This is a genomic window from Rhodoligotrophos defluvii, assembly GCF_005281615.1.
In the GTDB taxonomy this organism is placed as follows: Bacteria; Pseudomonadota; Alphaproteobacteria; order Rhizobiales; family Im1; genus Rhodoligotrophos; species Rhodoligotrophos defluvii.
In genome coordinates this window covers 224,631-243,251 of sequence record NZ_SZZM01000003.1, presented here as the reverse complement: position 1 = coordinate 243,251, position 18,621 = coordinate 224,631, and the positions used below count along the sequence as shown (strand labels likewise).

Genomic DNA, 18,621 nt, shown 5'->3' with positions numbered 1-18,621 from the left:
CCTTGCACCGGTCGCGCGAAGCACTTAATCACCTGGGGCCTAGGCCGAACCGGCCGCGTCTGGCATAGCGCTTGCGAGGCGGTGGCGGCTGAACCATATATGTCGGTGTCATCGCACGCCGATCGGCTGGCGGCTCAGCGGCTGGTTGACCCCGGGCGGTGCATTTCCCGAACAATTGCGAGGCTTGCGGTCCCTATGCGCGATCCGTACGACATCTACATGAACACGCTCGTCCCCATGGTGGTCGAGCAAACCAATCGCGGCGAGCGCGCATACGACATCTATTCGCGCCTGCTGAAGGAGCGGATCGTTTTCGTGACCGGCGGCGTGGAAGACCACATGGCCACCCTGGTCACGGCCCAGCTCCTCTTTCTCGAATCCGAGAACCCGAAGAAGGAGATCTCGATGTACATCAACTCGCCAGGCGGGGTGGTGACGTCGGGCCTCGCCATCTACGACACGATGCAGTTCATCCGCCCGGCAGTGTCGACCACGTGCATCGGCCAAGCGGCGTCCATGGGCTCGCTGCTGCTCTGCGCCGGCGAGAAGGACATGCGCTTTGCCCTGCGACACGCCCGAATCATGGTGCATCAGCCGTCGGGCGGCTTCCAGGGCCAGGCGGCCGACATCGAGCGCCACGCCAAGGAGATCCTCGAGGTGCGCGAGCGGCTGAACCGGATCTATGCCAGGCACACCGGACAGCCGATCGAAGCTATCGAGAAGGCGCTCGATCGGGATCACTTCATGACGGCGGAAGCCGCTAAGGAGTTCGGAATTATCGACAAAGTGATCGACAAGCGTCCGGATGTCGCAACCGACAAATGACCTCCGCCCTTATCTTGGTTAAGGGTTCCTTTCTGCCGCGAGGTGGTCGGGTTGCCCTTGCAACGACGCCGCAGAAGCGGCGGATGCTGTGTGATGGTTTAATCTGTTGTTGATCCCACGACCCATACCATGCTGAGATGATTAGGAACCTGGCTGCCGAGGGCGCGGTAGCGTCAGTTCCCGGGCAGTCCGGGTGCCGTCTCACCGGTCTTGGGGGTTCGGCAGCGCAAAGAAGTTCGTCCGGCTCACGCCTAGGTCCCTGGATCCGAGCGGAAGCCTGCGAACTTTGATCAGGGATAGCATATGAGCGATCGTAACCGGAGCGACTCGAAGAACACTCTCTACTGCTCTTTCTGCGGAAAGAGTCAGCATGAGGTGCGCAAGCTCATTGCCGGGCCCACTGTGTTCATCTGTGATGAGTGCGTCGAGCTCTGCATGGACATCATCCGCGAGGAGAACAAGAGCTCGCTGGTGAAATCGCGCGATGGTGTACCGACCCCGCAGGAAATCTGCAACGTCCTGGATGATTATGTGATCGGCCAGGTGCACGCCAAACGCGTGCTTTCGGTCGCGGTCCATAATCACTACAAGCGCCTCAATCACGCGTCCAAGAACAACGACGTCGAGCTTGCCAAGTCCAACATCCTGCTGGTGGGTCCCACCGGCTGCGGCAAGACCCTGCTGGCCCAGACCCTGGCCCGCATCCTCGACGTGCCGTTCACCATGGCTGACGCGACCACGCTGACCGAAGCGGGCTATGTGGGCGAGGATGTGGAAAACATCATCCTCAAGCTGCTCCAGGCGGCCGACTACAATGTGGAGCGGGCCCAGCGGGGCATCGTCTATATCGACGAGGTCGACAAGATCAGCCGCAAGTCCGACAACCCGTCCATAACCCGGGACGTGTCGGGGGAGGGCGTGCAGCAGGCGCTGCTCAAGATCATGGAAGGCACGATCGCTTCGGTGCCGCCCCAGGGTGGCCGCAAGCACCCGCAGCAGGAGTTCCTGCAGGTCGACACCACGAACATCCTGTTCATCTGCGGTGGCGCCTTCGCCGGGCTGGAGAAGATCATCTCGGCGCGTGGCCGGGGCACCTCGATCGGCTTCGGTGCCGAGGTGAGGTCGCCCGAGGACCGTCGGACGGGCGAGATCCTGCGGGACGTGGAGCCGGAGGATCTGCTGAAATTCGGGCTGATCCCCGAATTCATCGGCCGGCTTCCGGTGATCGCGACGCTCGAGGACCTCGACGAGGCGGCCCTGATCAAGATCCTTTCGGACCCGAAGAACGCGCTGGTCAAGCAGTACCAGCGGCTGTTCGAGATGGAGGACGTGCGGCTGACCTTCGCCGAGGAGGCGCTGAAGAGTGTCGCCCGCCGCGCCATCGAGCGGAAGACGGGCGCCCGCGGCCTGCGCTCGATCCTCGAAGCCATCCTGCTCGAAACCATGTTCGAGCTGCCGAGCCTCCGGGGCGTCGAGGAGGTGGTGATTTCGAAGGATGTGGTGGAAGGCGAGGCCAAGCCTCTGCTGATCTACAGCGACCGCGCCGAAGAGATGAACAGCTCGGCCTGACAGGCGGGTCTCCCCAAGCACTGCGGCAGCCGGTTCACCGGCTGTCGCGGCGCCCCATCAGCGTTAACCATTGCCTAATTTTTTCTCGGGCGTTGCTCGCGATCATCAGTGAGCGTCAAACCCGGCCCCCACGAAAAGCGGCCAAAAACGAGCCTCAAAGGCCGTCGCGGCCAGGGTGGTCATAAGTCTTGTCAAGACCTTGACGGGGGTACCCCTGCTCGCCACTTAATCGTTGACCACAAAGAGCTGCTCACCCCGCGAATCGTGCCTATGATGATGACGTCATGCTTCGGATCCCGTGCGGATCCAAGTGGGCGAACAGAAGACAGCGCAGCAAGTTATCTGGTGTGTTCTGTTGTCGCGGAGGCCGGTGCCAAATGCCAGTTCGGGTTCGGCACAGGTACGGCACTCTCCAGCAAGGAAGGGCCTATGTCCCATGAGTGAAAACGACATCACAACTTCCCACGGCGCGCAGGAGCGGTTTGCTGTTCTTCCGCTGCGCGACATCGTCGTGTTCCCGCACATGATCGTTCCGCTGTTCGTTGGTCGGGAGAAATCGATCCGCGCCCTGGAAGAGGTGATGCGCGAAGACAAGCGCATCCTTCTGGTTGCCCAGAAGAACGCAACCGACGACGCACCGGCCCCCGATGCCATCTACGAGATCGGCACCATCGCCTCGGTGCTGCAGCTGCTGAAGCTGCCCGACGGCACGGTGAAGGTGCTGGTGGAGGGCGCCGAGCGCGCGCGCATCATCAGCTATACCCCGCGCGAGGATTTTCTCGAGGCGGTGGCGGAGCCGATTGCCGAGCAGGAGGGAGACCCGCGGGAGACCGAGGCGCTCGCCCGTTCCGTCGTCTCGGAATTCGAAGCCTATGTGAAGCTGAACAAGAAGGTGCCGCCGGAGGTCATCTCGACCGTCAGCCAGCTGGATGATTATTCGAAGCTGGCCGATACGGTGGCCGCCCATCTCGCCGTCAAGATTTCCGAGAAGCAGCAGCTGCTCGAGGTCGCATCGGTGAGCGAGCGCCTGGAGCGGGTGTATGGCTTGATGGAGGGCGAGATCTCCGTCCTGCAGGTCGAGAAGCGCATCCGTAGCCGTGTCAAGCGGCAGATGGAGAAGACCCAGCGCGAGTACTACCTGAATGAGCAGATGAAGGCCATTCAGAAGGAACTCGGCGATGGGGACGAGCGCGATGAGCTCGGCGAGATCGAGGAGCGCATCAAGAAGACCAAGCTGTCGAAGGAAGCGCGCGAGAAGGCCGAGTCCGAGCTCAAGAAGCTGCGGCAGATGAGCCCCATGTCCGCCGAGGCGACCGTGGTGCGCAATTATCTCGACTGGCTGCTCGGCATTCCCTGGCAGAATCGGAGCCGTATCAAGAAGGATCTCGGCTATGCCCAGAAGGTGCTCGATAACGATCACTACGGCCTCGACAAGGTCAAGGACCGTATCGTCGAGTATCTGGCCGTGCAGCAGCGCACGAACAAGCTGAAGGGGCCCATTCTGTGCCTCGTCGGTCCGCCCGGCGTTGGCAAGACCTCGCTCGGCCAGTCCATCGCCAAGGCCACGGGCCGCGAATTCGTGCGCCTGTCTTTGGGCGGCGTGCGCGATGAGGCCGAGATCCGTGGGCACCGGCGCACCTATATCGGCTCGATGCCCGGCAAGGTCATCCAGTCAATGCGCAAGGCCAAGAAGTCCAACCCGCTGTTCCTCCTCGACGAGGTGGACAAGATGGGCATGGATTTCCGGGGCGATCCGTCTTCGGCACTGCTTGAGGTGCTCGATCCAGAGCAGAACAAGGCGTTCATGGATCACTACCTGGAGATCGAGTACGATCTGTCCGACGTGATGTTCGTGACGACCGCCAACACGCTCAACATTCCGGGGCCGCTGATGGACCGCATGGAGGTCATCCGCATCGCCGGCTACACGGAAGACGAGAAGCTGGAGATCGCGCGCCGGCACCTGATCCCCAAGATCTTCAAGAGCCACGGGCTTGGCGACAAGGAGCTCGACATCAGCAACGACGCGCTGACCACGGTCATTCGCCGCTACACGCGCGAGGCTGGCGTCCGCAACTTGGAGCGCGAGATCTCGACTATCGCCCGTAAGGCGGTGAAGGAGCTCCTGACCTCGAAGAAGCGGAAGATCAAGGTGACCGCCAAGACGGTCGAGGACTATCTCGGTGTGCCGAAGTACCGGTTCGGTGAGGCGGAACTCGAGGACCAGGTCGGTGTGGTGACGGGTCTTGCCTGGACCGAGGTGGGCGGCGAGCTGCTGACCATCGAGGCGGTGATGATGCCGGGCGAGGGCAAGATGACCGTCACCGGCAACCTGCGCGACGTGATGAAGGAATCGATTTCCGCGGCGAGCTCCTATGTGCGCTCGCGGGCGATCGAGTTCGGCGTCAAGCCGCCGCTGTTCGAGAAGCGTGACATCCACGTGCACGTTCCGGAGGGGGCGACACCCAAGGATGGGCCTTCGGCGGGCACCGCCATGGTGACGGCGATCGTGTCGGTGATCACCGGCATTCCGGTGCGCCGTGATGTGGCCATGACCGGCGAGATCACCCTGCGCGGTCGTGTGCTGCCGATCGGCGGTCTCAAGGAGAAGCTCCTGGCGGCGCTGCGCGGCGGCATCAAGAAGGTGCTGATCCCCGAGGACAACGCCAAGGACCTCGCCGAGATCCCCGAGAACGTGAAGAGCGGGCTCGAGATCGTGCCGGTCAGCCGGATCGAGGATGTGCTGAAGCACACCTTGGTGCGCATGCCCGAGCCGATCGAGTGGGACGAGGAGGCCGCGGCCCTCGAGGAGGCGGCGCGTGCTGCCAACGCGGGCACGGGCAAGCAGGTGGGCGTTCGCGCGCACTGAATTGGGTGACGGGAGGGCGGCCATGTCGCCGCCCCCTCCCGGCATCCGATCGTATCGTCTGATTCGAGTTTTTGGCAGAATTCTGCGGGGCCGGCGGCTTTTTCGCCGGCCCCGCTTGCTTTTTCCCCCTGTAAGTCGCTGATTTTTAAGCCTCCGGCCGGCAAAGGCGCAGAAAACCCTTGCTTTCCGCCGATTTTCGCATGACCTTCCAGCCGCCGCCGGACGTTTGAGCGTCGCCCGGCTGTTACTTCACAGCAAGAGAGGATCTATCAGTGAACAAGAACGAACTGATTGCCCAGGTGGCGAAAGACGCCAATCTGTCGAAGAATGATGCGAGCGAAGCCGTCGAGGCGACCCTGAAGGCCATCATCTCGGCGCTCGGCAAGGGCGATGAAGTCCGGCTTGTCGGCTTCGGCACATTCTCCGTGGCCAGCCGCGCTGCCGCGGAAGGGCGCAACCCGCGCACCGGCGAGACGATCAAGATCCCAGCCTCCAAGGCGCCGAAGTTCAAGGCCGGCAAGGCATTCAAGGACGCCGTGAACTGAGCGGGACGCTCGCGCGGTTTGCGCGAGCACTCGTCGGTCGAGACCGTCGGCCGGGATTCGGCGGCCGGGCGGGAGGGGCAGAGCCCGTCGCAGGAGGGGTGGCCTGCGAGGTTGCGTTTACTCACTCCAATGCGTAGATGTTGCCGGTCGCCATACGGCGACCGGATACGGCCGTCCGGGCGGTTAGCTCAGTTGGTAGAGCGCCTCGTTTACACCGAGGATGTCGGGAGTTCGAGTCTCTCACCGCCCACCAACTCCTCGGCACGGGCTCCCGCCTCGTTACAGGACGCGCGCATGACCGCCTGCCGCGTCGCCTCGTCTGCGGGATAGAACAGCTCCAGCGCGATTTCCGACAGGGTCACGTCAACGGCCGTGCCGAATACGCTCACCGTACTGAAAAAGGCGAGGTCGCCCAGCGAGGTGGCGATGCGCAATGGGATGGCGATTTGTGGCGCTTGCCCGGCCGACGGTGGTCGGGACATTTGACGCCGATACTGCTTCGCCTCCTCTTGGAGCGCGCTCAATGCAGGATCCGCGGTCAGCTCGAATTCGCGGTCGAGCCGCCGCAACAGGTGGTGCGTCCATTCCGCCAGATTGCGGATGCGCGGCGCCAGGCCGCGCGGATGCAGACAAAGCCGCAAGACGTTCACCGGCGGAGCGAGCAGGCTGTCGTCGACGCTGTCGTATAGCTCGGGCACGGCGCCGTTCGATGCGACCACATTCCAGTGGCGGTCGAGGGCGAAGGCCGGGAACGGCCTATGGGCAGCAAGCGTCAGGTCAATGGCGGATCTGACGGCCGCAAGCGTGGGATCCGCAAGCGGCCGATCCGGGAAAATCGGCGCAAGGCCGCAAGCGATCAGCCAGACATTGCGCTCGCGCAGCGGCACGTCCAGCTCCTCTGCCAACCGCAGCACCAAGGCGCGGCTTGGCGAGGCGCGGCCCAGCTCGACGAAGCCGAGATGCCGGGGCGAAACCTCGACCCGGAACGCAAGCTCCATCTGGGTCAAACGGCGGCGCCGGCGCCAGCTGCGCAGATGCTCTCCGAACGTGTTGCTCATGGTGCGGCCTTTCCAAAACTACCTCTCAGGTAGTCGCTCGGCGCGGTCACTTCCCGCAGAGTGGGTGTGCCCCAAACGAGGAGTGAACACATGCCTGTGGTTTATCTCATCACTGCCGATGTCAAGCCGGAGCAGCGCGAGCGATTCTTATCGCTGCTGAACGGTGTCCTCGATGCCATGCGCCACGAGGACACCTTTATCGAAGCGGTGCTGCACGAGGATCCGGGAACACCCAACCGCTTCATGCTGTACGAGGCCTGGCAAAGCCATGAGGACGTCATGACCGTGCAGCTCAATCGCCCCTATCGCAAGCCTTGGCATGATGCGCTGCCCGAACTGCTGGACAGCCCACGCGATATTTCCATTTGGCAACCGCTCCGCGCCGATCTCAAGTCCGGTCAGCCCGGAAACACCTCGTTGAACACGGCCAGCATTTCCGACCAGGAGCGGGCATCGGCGCCGGCGTCATAGCGGGCGAAATCCGGCCGGCCGAGCCGGTCGGCGGCGGGGTTGGTGAAGCTGTGCACCACCCCGCCATAGAGGTGCAGCCGCCAGTCGACGCCGCCTTCCCGCATCTCCTGCTCGAAGGCGGCGCGCTGCTCCGGCGGAATGCCCGGGTCGTCTGCCCCGATGCACACCAGCACTTTGCCCGTGATGTTCCTCGCATCTTGCGGCGCCACAGTCGCGAGCCCGGAATGGAAGCCGACTGCCGCTGCAATGGGCGCGCCGGAGCGGGCGAGCTCCAGCGCCATGGTTCCGCCGAAGCAATAGCCGATCGCCGCGATCCGGGTCGGGTTCACCTCCGCGCGAGCGGTCAGCGCTTGCAGAGCGGCACGGGCCCGCGCCCGGGTGCGGTGCGGGTCGGGCCGCAGCGGCGCAATGGCGGCTCGCGCCTGTTCCAGGTCGTCGAGTGCCTGGCCTTGCCCATGCAGATCGCAGGCGAGCGTGGCATAACCAAGCTCCGCCAGCCGCTGCGCCCGCGACATAGCATGCTCGCCGAGCCCGAAGGCCTCCGGAAACACCAATATGCCCGGGCGCCGGCCGGCCAAGCCGTCATCCCAGTAGAACTGGCTGGCCATGCTCAGTCCGTCGGCCTCGTAGGTCAGCGTCTCGTTGCGCAGTGTCATCCTTCCCCCGCCTTGCTTAGCTGGTGCGGCAGGCTGCCCACCCGTGAACGGCCCGGCGCCGGGAACACCGGTCGGGCGCTGCCCGTTATCCCTGTAAGCTTACGGGAGCGATTGCGCATGGCAAGGTCCGGCACAATCCGCATCGGCATTTCCGGCTGGACCTACGCCGGCTGGCGCGGCGTGTTCTATCCCCGCGGCCTGCCGGCGAGACGCGAGCTGGCTTACGCGGCGGAGCGCTTTCGCTCGATTGAGATCAACGGTACCTTCTACCGCATGCAGCGGCCGGAGAACTTCGCCGAATGGCACGACCAGACGCCGGACGGCTTTGTGTTCGCCGTGAAGGGCCCTCGCTTCATCACGCATATGAAGAAGCTGCGCGATGTGGAGGTGCCGCTTGCCAATTTCTTGGCGTCGGGCCTGCTGCGGCTTAGGGCGAAGCTCGGACCCATCCTGTGGCAGTTCCCACCGCGCATGCGTTTCAACCGTGACATATGGGACGCCTTCCTGGCGCTGCTGCCAAAGGACACCGGGCAGGCGCTGGAGCTCGCACGCCATCACGATCCCAGGGTCGAGGGCCGCAATTGGCTGGCGATAGACGCCAAGCGTCCCATGCGCCATGCGGTTGAGATCCGGCACGAGAGCTTCCGCAGCCCGGAGTTCATCGCTCTCTTGCGGCGGCACGATGTGGCCCTGGTCTGCGCCGATACGGTGGAATGGCCGCTGCTCATGGACCTGACCGCCGATTTCGTCTATTGCCGGCTGCACGGCTCCGAAGTGCTCTATACCAGTGGCTATGAGGACGAAGCGCTCGACCGCTGGGCCGCGCGGGTGGAGGCATGGGCGCAGGGACACGAGCCGTCCGATGCGATCCGGGTGCTACCGCCGACCAAGCCGCGGCGAGCGGGCAGGGACGTGTTCGTCTATTTCGACAATGATGCCAAGGTGAGGGCACCCTTCGATGCCGCGGGCCTCGCCGAACGGGTCGGCAGGGTCGCCTCGGCGCGTGATCTGGTGGAAAGTGCCTGACGGGGATCTGGCCGAGGCGGCCTCCAGGTCCTATGCTCCAGCCCATCTCAGCACACCAGAGCATGCGGGAGCCCGGCCTTGGCGATCACCATCTACGGCATCAAGAACTGCGAGACCATGAAGAAGGCCTTCGCCTGGCTTGACGGCCATGGCGTAAGCTACACCTTCCACGACTATAAGAAGTCCGGCATAGACGCAGCCCGGCTCAAGCGCTGGAGCGACGAAGCAGGCTGGGAGACCCTGGTCAACCGCGCCGGGACCACGTTCCGTAAGCTGCCGGAAGCGGATAAGGCCGACCTCGACCGCGGCAAGGCGATCGCGCTGATGCAGGCGCAACCCTCGGTGATCAAACGGCCGGTGCTCGATCTCGGCGGCGGCCGCATCCTGGTGGGATTCAAGCCGGAGCTCTATGCCGAGGCGCTGGCCTGAAAAGCCGGCATGACCTCGTCGATGAACAGGCGCAGCGACTTTTTCTTGCGTTCATACCCGATGCCGCTGTCGATCCAGATCGAGTATTGGTCATAGCCGAGCGCTTCGTAGGCCTTGAGCCGGGCGATCACCTCATCCGGCTGGCCGATGACCAGCGCCTTGCGGATCGCCTCTGGCTGATATTGCGGCATCGCCGCTCGGTCGGCCTCGCTCAGCGGCTCCAGGAAGCCCTGATGCACCGGCTTCTTGTTCTGAAACCACGCCCCGAACTGGGCATAGAACAGCGACAGGTCCTCAACCAGCCGATCGGTTTCGGCGGCCGTGTCGCTGACAAACGTGTGCATCAGCAGCATGATCTTGGGCCGCGGCAGGTCCGCATGAGCCTCGCAGGCGGCATTGAACCGCTGCATGAGGCTGCGCACCTCCTCGTCACCCGAAGCCAACGGCGTCACCTGCACATTGCAGCCATGGGCCACGGCGAAATCGTGCGAGCTCGGATCGCGCGCCGCCACCCAAATGGGCGGGTGCGGGTGCTGCAGCGGCTTGGGCGAGGAGGTCGTCTTGGGGAAGCTCCAGTAGGGCCCCGCCATCTCGAAATCGCCTTGCCACAACCCGCGCAGGGCAGGGATCATGGCGCGCATCCTTTGGCCGGCCGCGGCCGCGTCCAGCCCGGGGAACAGCCGCTCGTATTCGAAGGAATAGGCACCCCGGGCAATGCCGAGATCGAGCCTCCCGCCCGTGGCCACGTCGGCCATGGCCGCCTCGCCTGCGAGCTTCACCGGATGCCAGAACGGCGCGATCACGGTGCCGGTGCCGAGGCGGATGCGCGAGGTGCGTGCGCCGAGATAGGCAAGGGTGATGAAAGGGTTGGGCGAGATGGTGAATTCCATACCGTGGTGCTCGCCCACCCAGGCGGCAACAAAACCGGCCGCCTCGGCCATCTCCACCAGCTCGACCAGCTCGCGAAACAGCGCGGCGTGGGATTGCGTGGCATCTGAACGCTCCATGTGGACGAAAAGCGAGAACTGCATGGGGCGCGCTCCATCGCTGACGGCCTCTGAGCATGATCCCGGAAAGTGGACACCGGTTTTCGGAAAAGATCATGCTCAAGCAAGTTAGAGCGAGATGGCGGCTTGAAGACAAGTCATCCCGTTCTAAGGTGAAGCAGGCTCCACCACCCGCCGTACTTCGCCGGCAACCGCATTGCCGGCATAGATGCCGAATGTATCCTGTTCCCGTTCGCGCACATAGCGGGCAAGCATGGCCTTGACTGGCCGGCTGGCGATCGGCAGCTCGGCGATATCGTCGAGCGCCACGAGGCGGCCCTGCTTGGGTGCCCCGCGCAGGGTGCCGCGATAGTAGACATGGGCATGGGGCTTGGGCCCAGCCTCATCCCACACGGCGAACAGGAAGCCCAGCTCGGCTTCGATGCCGCGGGCGGCCAGCCGCCCCAAGAGGCTGTCGCGATCGGCAAGGCTGCCGATGCCGCGCCCGGCCGGCAGCACGTATCGTCCGTCTTCCGTTTCGAAGAACAGCACGCGGCCGTCATCCTCGAGAATGGCGCCCACCGTCATGTCGGCGGACGTGTCGGCAAGGGCCTCCTGGCTGAGGCCGAGCGATACGTAAGCGCCCCTGCAATAGCCGAGCGGCTGGCCCAAGGCATGGGCGAAGGCGCGCACCCGCCCGATCAGGATCATGTGGTCGCCCGCCTCGACCTGCTGTTCGAGATCACAGTCGAACGTGGCAACCGCCGCATCGATCAGCGGGCTTCCCGTGAAGCCGGGGCGCCAGCGGACATGGGCGAACTTGTCCGCCGCTTTCGAGGCAAAGATGCTGGAGATGGACTTCTGGTGTTCACCCAGCACATTCACGGCAAAGCTCTTGCCGGTGGTGAAGGTGGAATAGCTGCTCGCCTGCTTGCCGATGCAGACGAGCACCAGCGGCGGCTCAAGCGACACCGAGGTGAAGGAATTCGCCGTGAAGCCCCTCGGTGCGCCGGTCTCGTCGATGGTGGTCACGATGGTCACGCCGGTGAGGAACGCCCCCAGCGCCCGCCGGTAATCCATCGGGTCCGGCGGCTCGCTCGCTGTCGTCATGAGCAGGGGCGCGGACGATTGCCTCTCCTCGAGGAAGGCGATGATCTCCTCGGTCACCCGGTCGGGCGCGGTCAAGGCCATCATGTGCTTCTCGCCGGGAATGACCACGCACCGGCCTTTCGGCGCCAGGCGCGCCATGGTGGCGGACATGGCGGGCAGGGAATTCGGATCCCGCTCGCCGGTCATGAACAGGGCCGGCATGGCAAGTTCGGACAGCCGTTCCGCATGGGCCGTGTCGGCCTCGGCGAACAGGCGATAGGTGCGCAGGTAGCCTTCGCGGTCGACCGCCGTCAGTGCGCGCCGGGTAATGATCGCGGCTTCCGCATGGGGCAGGGGGACGGGATCGCCGAACCAGCGGGCAAGGGTTACGGCGAGCGCGGCAGGGTCATCCGCCGGAGCGCCGCCCGCAGCCCGCGCGCGCACCGCCGCGGCCATCTCGGGTGGCCGACGAAACACCGCATTCAGAGAAACCAGCCGCTTCACCCGTTCCGGCGCCGTGAGCGCGATCTCCTGAGCCACCAGCGCGCCCATGGAATGGCCGACAACGAAGGCGCTCTCTATGCCGAGACGGTCGAGGAGGCCCAGCACGGGCATGGCATAATTGGCAAGGGTCGCCTTCTCCGGCGGCAGCGACGAGACGCCATGGCCCAGCATGTCCACCGCGATCACATCGAACCGCTCGGCCAGGCGCTCGACCTGCGGCTGCCAGACGCCCGCATGCATGCCCACCCCGTGGATGAGCACGACAGGCTTTCCCTGGCCGGCCCGGATATAGCCGATGGTCACGGGCTTGCCATCCGCCGCCTCGACTTGAGCCGTAAGCCGATCATCCATGCAGGTCACCGAGTTCCTTGAGATCCTGGTAGCGATCGCCGATGCGATGATGCGGACGGCCGCCGATCGAAGCGCCCAGGGCGATGACCAACTCGTCCGGCGCCGGTGCATCATTGATCTGGAACTGAATGGTTAGATAGTGGGAACGACGGCCTTCGTCATGCTTGTCCATCAGCGGAATGACGATCGGGGCGTTCGGCCCACCGCGCAGATTGGTGAAGGCGAGATAGGTCTTGGCGCCCACCGCCCGGCGATAGTGGTTGCCGAAATGCAGGGTGTGGATCAGCGCGGAAGCATGCTCAACCTCGCCGGCCGTGCCGCAGAGGGCTGCCTTGCCATACCCCTCGATGGCATCGCCCGAACCGGCAGCGGCTACGATCTCGGCGGTGAGCCGCTCGCCCAGCACAGGCGCGAAGGCCCTGATCTCCGGCTTGAGGTCCGCAACGAACCCTCGCCCGACCCACGGGTTGGCGATCACCGCCGCAACGCCGATCAGCCGGAGCGGGCGCGGCGCCGCCTGGCCACCCTCAATGAGCGTGTTTTCGATATAGGTCACCGTCTTGCGGATGGATGGCTGCATTCTGCGCTGGCTCCCATCGAGGGGCTGTCAAAAGCCGGCCGCAACGACCGGTGATTTGGTATACCATAATACAATATTGAGGTGATCGGTGTCAAACGGATGAGCCGGTGCTGATCTAGCCCACGATGGATCCCGACGCAGATGGCCTGGAAAATGACAGGGGTGAACCCCGCGCGAATGCGCCTCGATGCGGTGCCGATATAGGCGGACGAGACGAGCTTGTGAACAATCCGTTTCACGCGCCGGCAAGGGGTTTACAAAACTGCAAAAGAGCTTATGTAAGGCGCACGATGCGTTGTGACGCGGGGTGGAGCAGCCAGGTAGCTCGTCAGGCTCATAACCTGAAGGTCACAGGTTCAAATCCTGTCCCCGCAACCATCTTTACTTGCTCGGGCAGCAAGTGAAGATTAGATCCTGCCCCCGCAACCATCTTTACTTGCGACCCCGTAGCGCCCGCTGCGGGGTTTTTCCTTTGCGTGGAAATCGTAAGGATTCCAGCGAGATCGCCCTGAACGTCGATCTCCACCTTGCCGTCGACCGGCGTCAGCACGATCTGATCCACGAGCGAGCGCAGCGTGTCTGCGGCCTCGATCCGCTTCCCCTCGTCGTCGTCCTGCAGGGCGTCGTAAAGCTGTTGGACCCGCTTGCGGTATTGCAGTGCCATGCTTGGGTGCAGCAGCGGTGGCGGCTCGTCGGCTTCGGCCAGGAACAGTTCTAGTTCCTTCTTACGCTTCTCCAGCGTCACCATCTTCGCGTTGAGCGCGTCAGCGGCGCCACCCTTCAGAATCAGATTGAGTAGGGTCTCGAGTTCCCGATCGATCCTCGCAATCTTCGCCTCGGCCGACGCGATCTCGGCGCGGCCCTCCATGCGCAGCCGGTTCATCTCCTGCGTGAAGACATCGCAGAAATGGGCGAAGAGCTCCGGATCGACGAGTTTGGTACGCAGTGCGTTCAGCACACGCGATTCCAGCTCGTCGCGGCGGATGTTGACCCGGTTGTCGCAGGTCCCCTTGTTGCGCGCCGTCGCACATCCGATCAGCGTCGCCGAGATCGCGGAATAGCCGCCACCACAGCAGGTACATTTGGTCAGTCCCGAGAAGAGGTATTTGGGGCGGCGGCGGGTATTGATCCGGGAGAGATCGGCCTCGCCGTTTTCCTTCCGGGCGATCTTGTTCTTTTCCTGCCGCGCCTTCACGGCGTTCCAGAGATCGTCATCGAGGATGCGCAGCTCCGGCGTTTCCTGGATGACCCATTCCTCTTCCGGGTTGGGGCGGGCCTGCCGCTTGCCGGTCTCCGGATCCTTGACGAAGCGCTGGCGGTTCCAGACGATCTTGCCGACATACATCTCGTTGTTGAGGATGCCGTTGCCGCGCTTCGGATTGCCGTTGATCGTGCTGAACCCCCAGTCGCCGCCTGACGGAGCGGGAATGCCTTCCTTGTTCAGGGCGAAGGCGATGGTCTTGGCCGATTTGCCGGCGGCATAGTCGCGGAAGATGCGGCGCACGACTTCGGCCTGGAATTCGTTGATGGTGCGATCGCCGCGGATCGGTTCGCCGTTCGCATCGAGCTTTTTGACCACATCGTAGCCATAGGCGTTTCCGCCGCCCGATTTGCCTGCCTCGACCCGGCCGCGCTGCCCGCGGCGGGTCTTGTCGGCCAGATCCTTCAGGAACAGCGCATTCATCGTGCCCTTGAGCCCGACATGCAGGTGCGTCACCTCGCCTTCCGACAGGGTGAACATCTTCACGTCCGCATAGGACATGCGCTTGAAGATGCCCGCGATGTCTTCCTGGTCGCGCGAGAGGCGGTCCATCGCCTCGGCGAGGATCAGGTCAAAGCGGCCACCCATAGCGTCGGCCATGAGCGCCTGGATGCCCGGGCGGATCAGCGACGCGCCGGAGATCGCGTGGTCGGAATACTCCTCGACGATATGCCAACCCTGCTTCTCTGCATGGAGGCGGCACATGCGGAACTGGTCGGCGATGGAAGCGTCGCGTTGATTGTCGGAAGAATAGCGGGCGTAGATCGCGACTTTCAAAACTTGGCTCCCATCCGCATCAGGAGGAGCGCTTCCTCCTTTGCCGTGANACACCGGATGGGCGGGGCTGGGCATCGGGACCGGCCTTGTGAAGCATGCTCTCCAGCGCTGCGTTCAGGCCGCATACCTGATCGGCGGGCGGGCCTTGATGGTCAACGCCGTCGACGGGGAGGCGGCCGAGTTCTGGAGGCGGCGCGGCTTTGAGCCGTCCAGGGATGATCCCCTGGTCCTGCTTCGCTCGATCAGCGACATCGCGGCCTCGCTCGGTGAGGGCGGTAGATGATTGTGCCTCCGTTTGCCCTGTCTCATCAGTTTCCGAGTTAGGCCGAACTGCCTGGTCGCCCCCTCCTGAATGGTCACGTGAATAATTTGATCTTGATTTCGTAAAATCCCCTCGGTATTCTAAACGAAAATAGCGAGGCTCGAGCTTGTCAATTCCCAGCCAAACCACAGTGCGTCCTATACTGGACGAAATCCGCGACCACATCGTCTCAGCCGTCCTTCACGCATGGGACGATTGGCTGGCAAGCGGCTTCGTTGGCATATGGCGATGCAAACGCAGTCGCGCCAACTTCGTCTGGGAACAGATAATCGACCGGGCTCAAACCACGTTGATGGGCCACGATGCTGTCCACGTGATCGATGGCAATGAGACGATGAAGTTCCTCGTTCGGAACGAGGTCCTGTTTCGGTTCAAGAAAGCCGACGCGACGGGCCGCACCTCGAATGTTGCTACGCAGCTTGCGCTCGCTTTCCATGATCATGAACAGGACCTCTTCGGTCTGCCGGAAGTGCAGCGTGTCGAGGTCGTCTACAAGCTGAACAGGCTCGAAACGCAGGTCGAAGACGTATGCGTCGTTGCTCGCAATGGTGATTCGGTCGCCTGGGAATACAGCCTGCTGGATGCGAGCGAAGCGGTGGTGCCGTTGCCGATGTCCGAGCCGCAACCCGAGCGGCCCGCCGCGAAGATCGTTAAACTCAAGGGCGCTTCGGACGACCGCAAGAAGCGGCAAGAATGATGTCAGCCGAATTCAATCAGGATCTGCTGCGAATAGCGCGGCAGGCGCGAGGATGGAGTCAAACCGAACTGTCCAAGCGCTCGGGGGTTTCTCAGGCCAATCTATCAAAGCTCGAGAACGGACTGATCGGTCCGACTGATGATGTGCTGACCAACGTCAGTGCAGCTCTGCGCTTCCCTATAGATTTCTTCTTTCAGAACGACAGGGTTATCGGTTTGCCGATGAGCGTCCAATACAGGAAACGCGCGAGCGTCGGACAGAAAGCAATCGAGCGTCTTGAAGCCGAACTGAACATCAGGATTTTGCACATTCGCCGGCTACTCGATGCTGCCGAACTTGAACCTGAGCTTTCGCTTCCCCGCCTCGATGTTGACGAATACGGCGGCGACCCGGAACGAATTGCCGATCTAATAAGGCGAACGTGGCTCGTACCATCTGGACCGATCCGCGATCTGGTGGCGTGGGTGGAGCGAGCAGGATGCATCGTCGTCCATTGTGACTTTGCCGCCCTCAAGGTTGATGGTTTTACCGTTCAGATACCAGACATGCCGCCATGCATTTTCCTGAACCGGAATATGCCTGCGGATCGCCAGCGGTTCAGTTTGGCACACGAACTCGGCCATGTTGTGATGCATCAGGTCCCATCTCCGCAAATGGAGAACGAGGCCAACGATTTTGCGTCAGCGCTGCTTATGCCCGCGCGCGATATTCGCCCCCACCTCTCTGGTCGACGTCTCTCGATACAGCAACTCGCTGCGCTGAAACCGGTTTGGCGCGTGTCCATGGCAGCACTGCTCTACCGGGCAAATGCAATTGGAGCCATTACCGAGAACCAGAGCCAGTACCTGTGGCGGCAGATGAGCGCGATGGGTTATCGCCGCGCCGAGCCGCCTGAACTCGACCTCAGGGTTGAGATGCCGACGGTATTGCCGGAGATCGTGCGACTACATCTCGAAGATCTTGGATATGGTTTATCCGACCTCGCCGAGGCGCTTCGTTCGAGTGAAGAAGATGTGCGGGCATTGCATCCGCTACCATCAAGCTCTCCACACCTTCGCCTTGTGAAATAGGTCATGTTGACAAATGGCGGAGCCAGAGGCGGATCGACGTGATGTCGATGAAGCCCAGGAAGCTTTCGGCGGTCTTGTCGTAGCGGGTGGCGACGCGACGGGCATTCTTGAGCTTGTTGAAGCACCGCTCAACGAGATTGCGCAGGCGGTAGAGCCTGCGGTCAACGGCGACCCGTAGCTTCCGGGTTTTGCGCATGGGGATGACCGGCACCACGTCGCGCACCTCCATGGTCTTGCGGATGTTGTCGGAGTCGTAGCCGCGGTCTGCGAGCAGAACGCTTGGCTCGGGCAGGTTGTCAGCCATGACCAGATCGAAGCCGAGGTAGTCCGATGTCTGCCCGGCCGTGATCTCGGTTCTCATGGGCAGGCCTGCCGCATTGACCCGCAGATGGATCTTGGTCGTGAAGCCACCTCGCGAGCGGCCGAAACCTTGGCGCGGAGTCCCCCTTTTGCGCCCGCTGCCTGATGATGAGCGCGAACCACGGTGCTGTCGATCATCTGCAGCGCATCCGGCACGATCCGGCTCTCGTTCAGCGCCTCCAGGATCTGTTCCCACAGCCCCGCCAACGTCCAGCGCCGGAACTGCCGATAGACAGACGACCATTTGCCGAACTCTTCCGGCAGGTCGCGCCAGGGCGACCCCGTTCGGGCGATCCAGAAAATCCCATCCAGAACAAGCCGATGGTTCGTGGGCTTGCGGCCGTTCGGAGAACGGACAGCCAGGATGAAGCGTTCAAAGAACGCCCACTCGTCGTTCGACATCAGGTTTCGTGCCACGCTGGTCTCCATTGCAGATACCAGCTTGAATCACGATCACCGCGCCCGGTGAATCCCTTTTGTCAACACGCCCTAGCGCAATGGTGAGCGCGAGAAGCTGGGCAAGTTCCGGATCGCCACGCGACGCTACCCAACGGGCCAGCAACTGCAACGGGCCACGGGCAATGAACAGAGCTGCAACCAATGCCGTTGCACTGGCGACGACCGTTATCACGCCATACCCTTCGGCGGCTCCACTCATCGAATCGTGCAGAAGCAGGAATGCGACAGCTGCCAAGTCTTGAAACAGAAGCACCGCAATGGCCAGGCGTCCTTGGGCCGATCCCAGAGCGTTCGCGCTTGCGAGCACCTTGAGGCACATGGCCGTGGATGACATGGCAACGGCCCCGCCGATGAGGATTGCGGGGACGGGCGCGAGATCGAAGATCAGACTCGCTATCAACGACACCGTTATCGTCGTGACTGCAACCTGCACGGCTCCAAGACCGAAGACATGCATCCTGAGCCTTACGAGCTTCTCGAACGAGAATTCCAGGCCAAGCGCGAACAGCAGCAGCACCACTCCGATCTCGCCAATGCTGCTAAGGGCAGCGTTTTCGGCAATCAGGCCGAGGCCGGCGGGTCCAATGACTATACCGGCAAGAATGTAACCGACAATGCTGGGCACGCCAATCCGTGAACATATCGTCACGAGCACGAACGCGGCAAAGACCAACAAGGCCGCACTCTCGACAAATCCGGTCACGCCATGCATGTTCT

The 18,621-nt window shown here is 63.0% G+C and carries 16 protein-coding genes, 2 tRNA genes and 3 pseudogenes; 13 read left to right on the top strand and 8 right to left on the bottom strand.

From position 1 onward, the window contains the following. The first annotated feature begins 195 nt into the window (after positions 1–195). From E4P09_RS15440 to E4P09_RS15420, 5 genes and pseudogenes are all read left to right on the top strand, one after another. A complete protein-coding gene (locus E4P09_RS15440; protein ID WP_137390501.1) occupies positions 196–825 on the top strand; it encodes an ATP-dependent Clp protease proteolytic subunit in 630 nt (209 codons plus the stop codon). 303 nt (positions 826–1,128) lie between these two features. Further along, positions 1,129–2,394, top strand: a complete 1,266-nt coding sequence (gene clpX / locus E4P09_RS15435; RefSeq protein ID WP_137390500.1) for an ATP-dependent Clp protease ATP-binding subunit ClpX — start codon at positions 1,129–1,131, stop codon at positions 2,392–2,394. Between the two features lie 436 nt (positions 2,395–2,830). Next, positions 2,831–5,263, top strand: coding sequence for an endopeptidase La (lon, locus tag E4P09_RS15430; RefSeq protein WP_137390499.1), 2,433 nt, complete (start codon positions 2,831–2,833; stop codon positions 5,261–5,263). Positions 5,264–5,532: 269 nt separating this feature from the next. Next, a pseudogene (locus E4P09_RS15425) lies at positions 5,533–5,808 on the top strand (HU family DNA-binding protein); the annotation flags it as partial. 177 nt (positions 5,809–5,985) lie between these two features. Beyond that, positions 5,986–6,061 (top strand) — tRNA-Val (locus tag E4P09_RS15420). On the opposite strand, the gene E4P09_RS15415 is transcribed toward E4P09_RS15420, so the two are convergent. Beyond that, positions 6,018–6,866, bottom strand: coding sequence for an MmyB family transcriptional regulator (locus tag E4P09_RS15415; RefSeq protein WP_137390813.1), 849 nt, complete (start codon positions 6,864–6,866; stop codon positions 6,018–6,020). The two genes, E4P09_RS15420 and E4P09_RS15415, sit on opposite strands and share 44 nt — an antisense overlap. A gap of 90 nt (positions 6,867–6,956) precedes the next feature. On the opposite strand from E4P09_RS15415, the gene E4P09_RS15410 reads away from it, so the two are divergent. Beyond that, on the top strand, positions 6,957–7,337 hold the full coding sequence (locus E4P09_RS15410; protein ID WP_137390497.1) for a putative quinol monooxygenase: 381 nt from the start codon (positions 6,957–6,959) through the stop codon (positions 7,335–7,337). Here E4P09_RS15410 and E4P09_RS15405 read toward each other — a convergent pair. Next, entirely contained in the window at positions 7,265–7,993 is a 729-nt protein-coding gene (locus E4P09_RS15405) for a dienelactone hydrolase family protein (RefSeq protein WP_137390496.1), read from the bottom strand. The genes E4P09_RS15410 and E4P09_RS15405 overlap by 73 nt on opposite strands. Before the next feature lie 117 nt (positions 7,994–8,110). Here E4P09_RS15405 and E4P09_RS15400 point away from each other — a divergent pair, with 117 nt between their 5' ends. Together E4P09_RS15400 and E4P09_RS15395 are read left to right on the top strand one after the other, a co-directional pair. Next, positions 8,111–9,019 (top strand): DUF72 domain-containing protein, encoded by a 909-nt coding sequence (locus E4P09_RS15400; RefSeq protein WP_137390495.1) that lies wholly within the window; start codon positions 8,111–8,113, stop codon positions 9,017–9,019. A gap of 78 nt (positions 9,020–9,097) precedes the next feature. Next, positions 9,098–9,448 carry an ArsC family reductase gene (locus tag E4P09_RS15395; RefSeq protein WP_137390494.1) on the top strand — a complete coding sequence of 117 codons (351 nt, stop codon included), beginning with the start codon at positions 9,098–9,100 and terminating at the stop codon, positions 9,446–9,448. Here E4P09_RS15395 and E4P09_RS15390 read toward each other — a convergent pair. From E4P09_RS15390 to E4P09_RS15380, 3 genes are all read right to left on the bottom strand, one after another. Further along, positions 9,427–10,479, bottom strand: coding sequence for an LLM class flavin-dependent oxidoreductase (locus E4P09_RS15390; RefSeq protein ID WP_137390493.1), 1,053 nt, complete (start codon positions 10,477–10,479; stop codon positions 9,427–9,429). The two genes, E4P09_RS15395 and E4P09_RS15390, sit on opposite strands and share 22 nt — an antisense overlap. A gap of 123 nt (positions 10,480–10,602) precedes the next feature. Further along, positions 10,603–12,378: an alpha/beta fold hydrolase gene (locus E4P09_RS15385; RefSeq protein ID WP_137390492.1), complete on the bottom strand. Its 1,776-nt coding sequence runs from the start codon at positions 12,376–12,378 to the stop codon at positions 10,603–10,605. Next, complete coding sequence (locus E4P09_RS15380) at positions 12,371–12,958, bottom strand: amino acid synthesis family protein (RefSeq protein WP_137390491.1); 588 nt, start codon at positions 12,956–12,958, stop codon at positions 12,371–12,373. The genes E4P09_RS15385 and E4P09_RS15380 overlap by 8 nt, the downstream gene beginning before the upstream one ends. A 301-nt stretch (positions 12,959–13,259) precedes the next feature. On the opposite strand from E4P09_RS15380, the gene E4P09_RS15375 reads away from it, so the two are divergent. After that, positions 13,260–13,336: transfer RNA gene (locus tag E4P09_RS15375), tRNA-Met, on the top strand. Between the two features lie 94 nt (positions 13,337–13,430). Further along, positions 13,431–13,676, top strand: coding sequence for a hypothetical protein (locus E4P09_RS26595; protein ID WP_239025225.1), 246 nt, complete (start codon positions 13,431–13,433; stop codon positions 13,674–13,676). Positions 13,677–13,958: 282 nt separating this feature from the next. On the opposite strand, the pseudogene E4P09_RS26590 reads toward E4P09_RS26595, so the two are convergent. Then, a pseudogene (locus E4P09_RS26590) lies at positions 13,959–15,071 on the bottom strand (recombinase family protein); the annotation flags it as partial. A 13-nt stretch (positions 15,072–15,084) separates the two neighbouring features. Here E4P09_RS26590 and E4P09_RS15365 point away from each other — a divergent pair. The 3 genes from E4P09_RS15365 (at position 15,085) to E4P09_RS15355 (ending at position 17,085) form a co-directional block, all read left to right on the top strand. Continuing rightward, entirely contained in the window at positions 15,085–15,279 is a 195-nt protein-coding gene (locus E4P09_RS15365) for a hypothetical protein (protein ID WP_239025224.1), read from the top strand. A gap of 145 nt (positions 15,280–15,424) precedes the next feature. After that, on the top strand, positions 15,425–16,015 hold the full coding sequence (locus tag E4P09_RS15360; protein WP_137390490.1) for a hypothetical protein: 591 nt from the start codon (positions 15,425–15,427) through the stop codon (positions 16,013–16,015). After that, entirely contained in the window at positions 16,012–17,085 is a 1,074-nt protein-coding gene (locus E4P09_RS15355; RefSeq protein WP_036748701.1) for a helix-turn-helix domain-containing protein, read from the top strand. The genes E4P09_RS15360 and E4P09_RS15355 overlap by 4 nt, the downstream gene beginning before the upstream one ends. A gap of 1 nt (position 17,086) precedes the next feature. On the opposite strand, the pseudogene E4P09_RS15350 reads toward E4P09_RS15355, so the two are convergent. Further along, a pseudogene (locus tag E4P09_RS15350) lies at positions 17,087–17,847 on the bottom strand (IS5 family transposase). Further along, a complete protein-coding gene (locus E4P09_RS15345) occupies positions 17,819–18,616 on the bottom strand; it encodes a cation:proton antiporter domain-containing protein (protein ID WP_024845966.1) in 798 nt (265 codons plus the stop codon). The pseudogene E4P09_RS15350 and the gene E4P09_RS15345 overlap by 29 nt, the downstream one beginning before the upstream one ends. Positions 18,617–18,621: the final 5 nt, after the last annotated feature.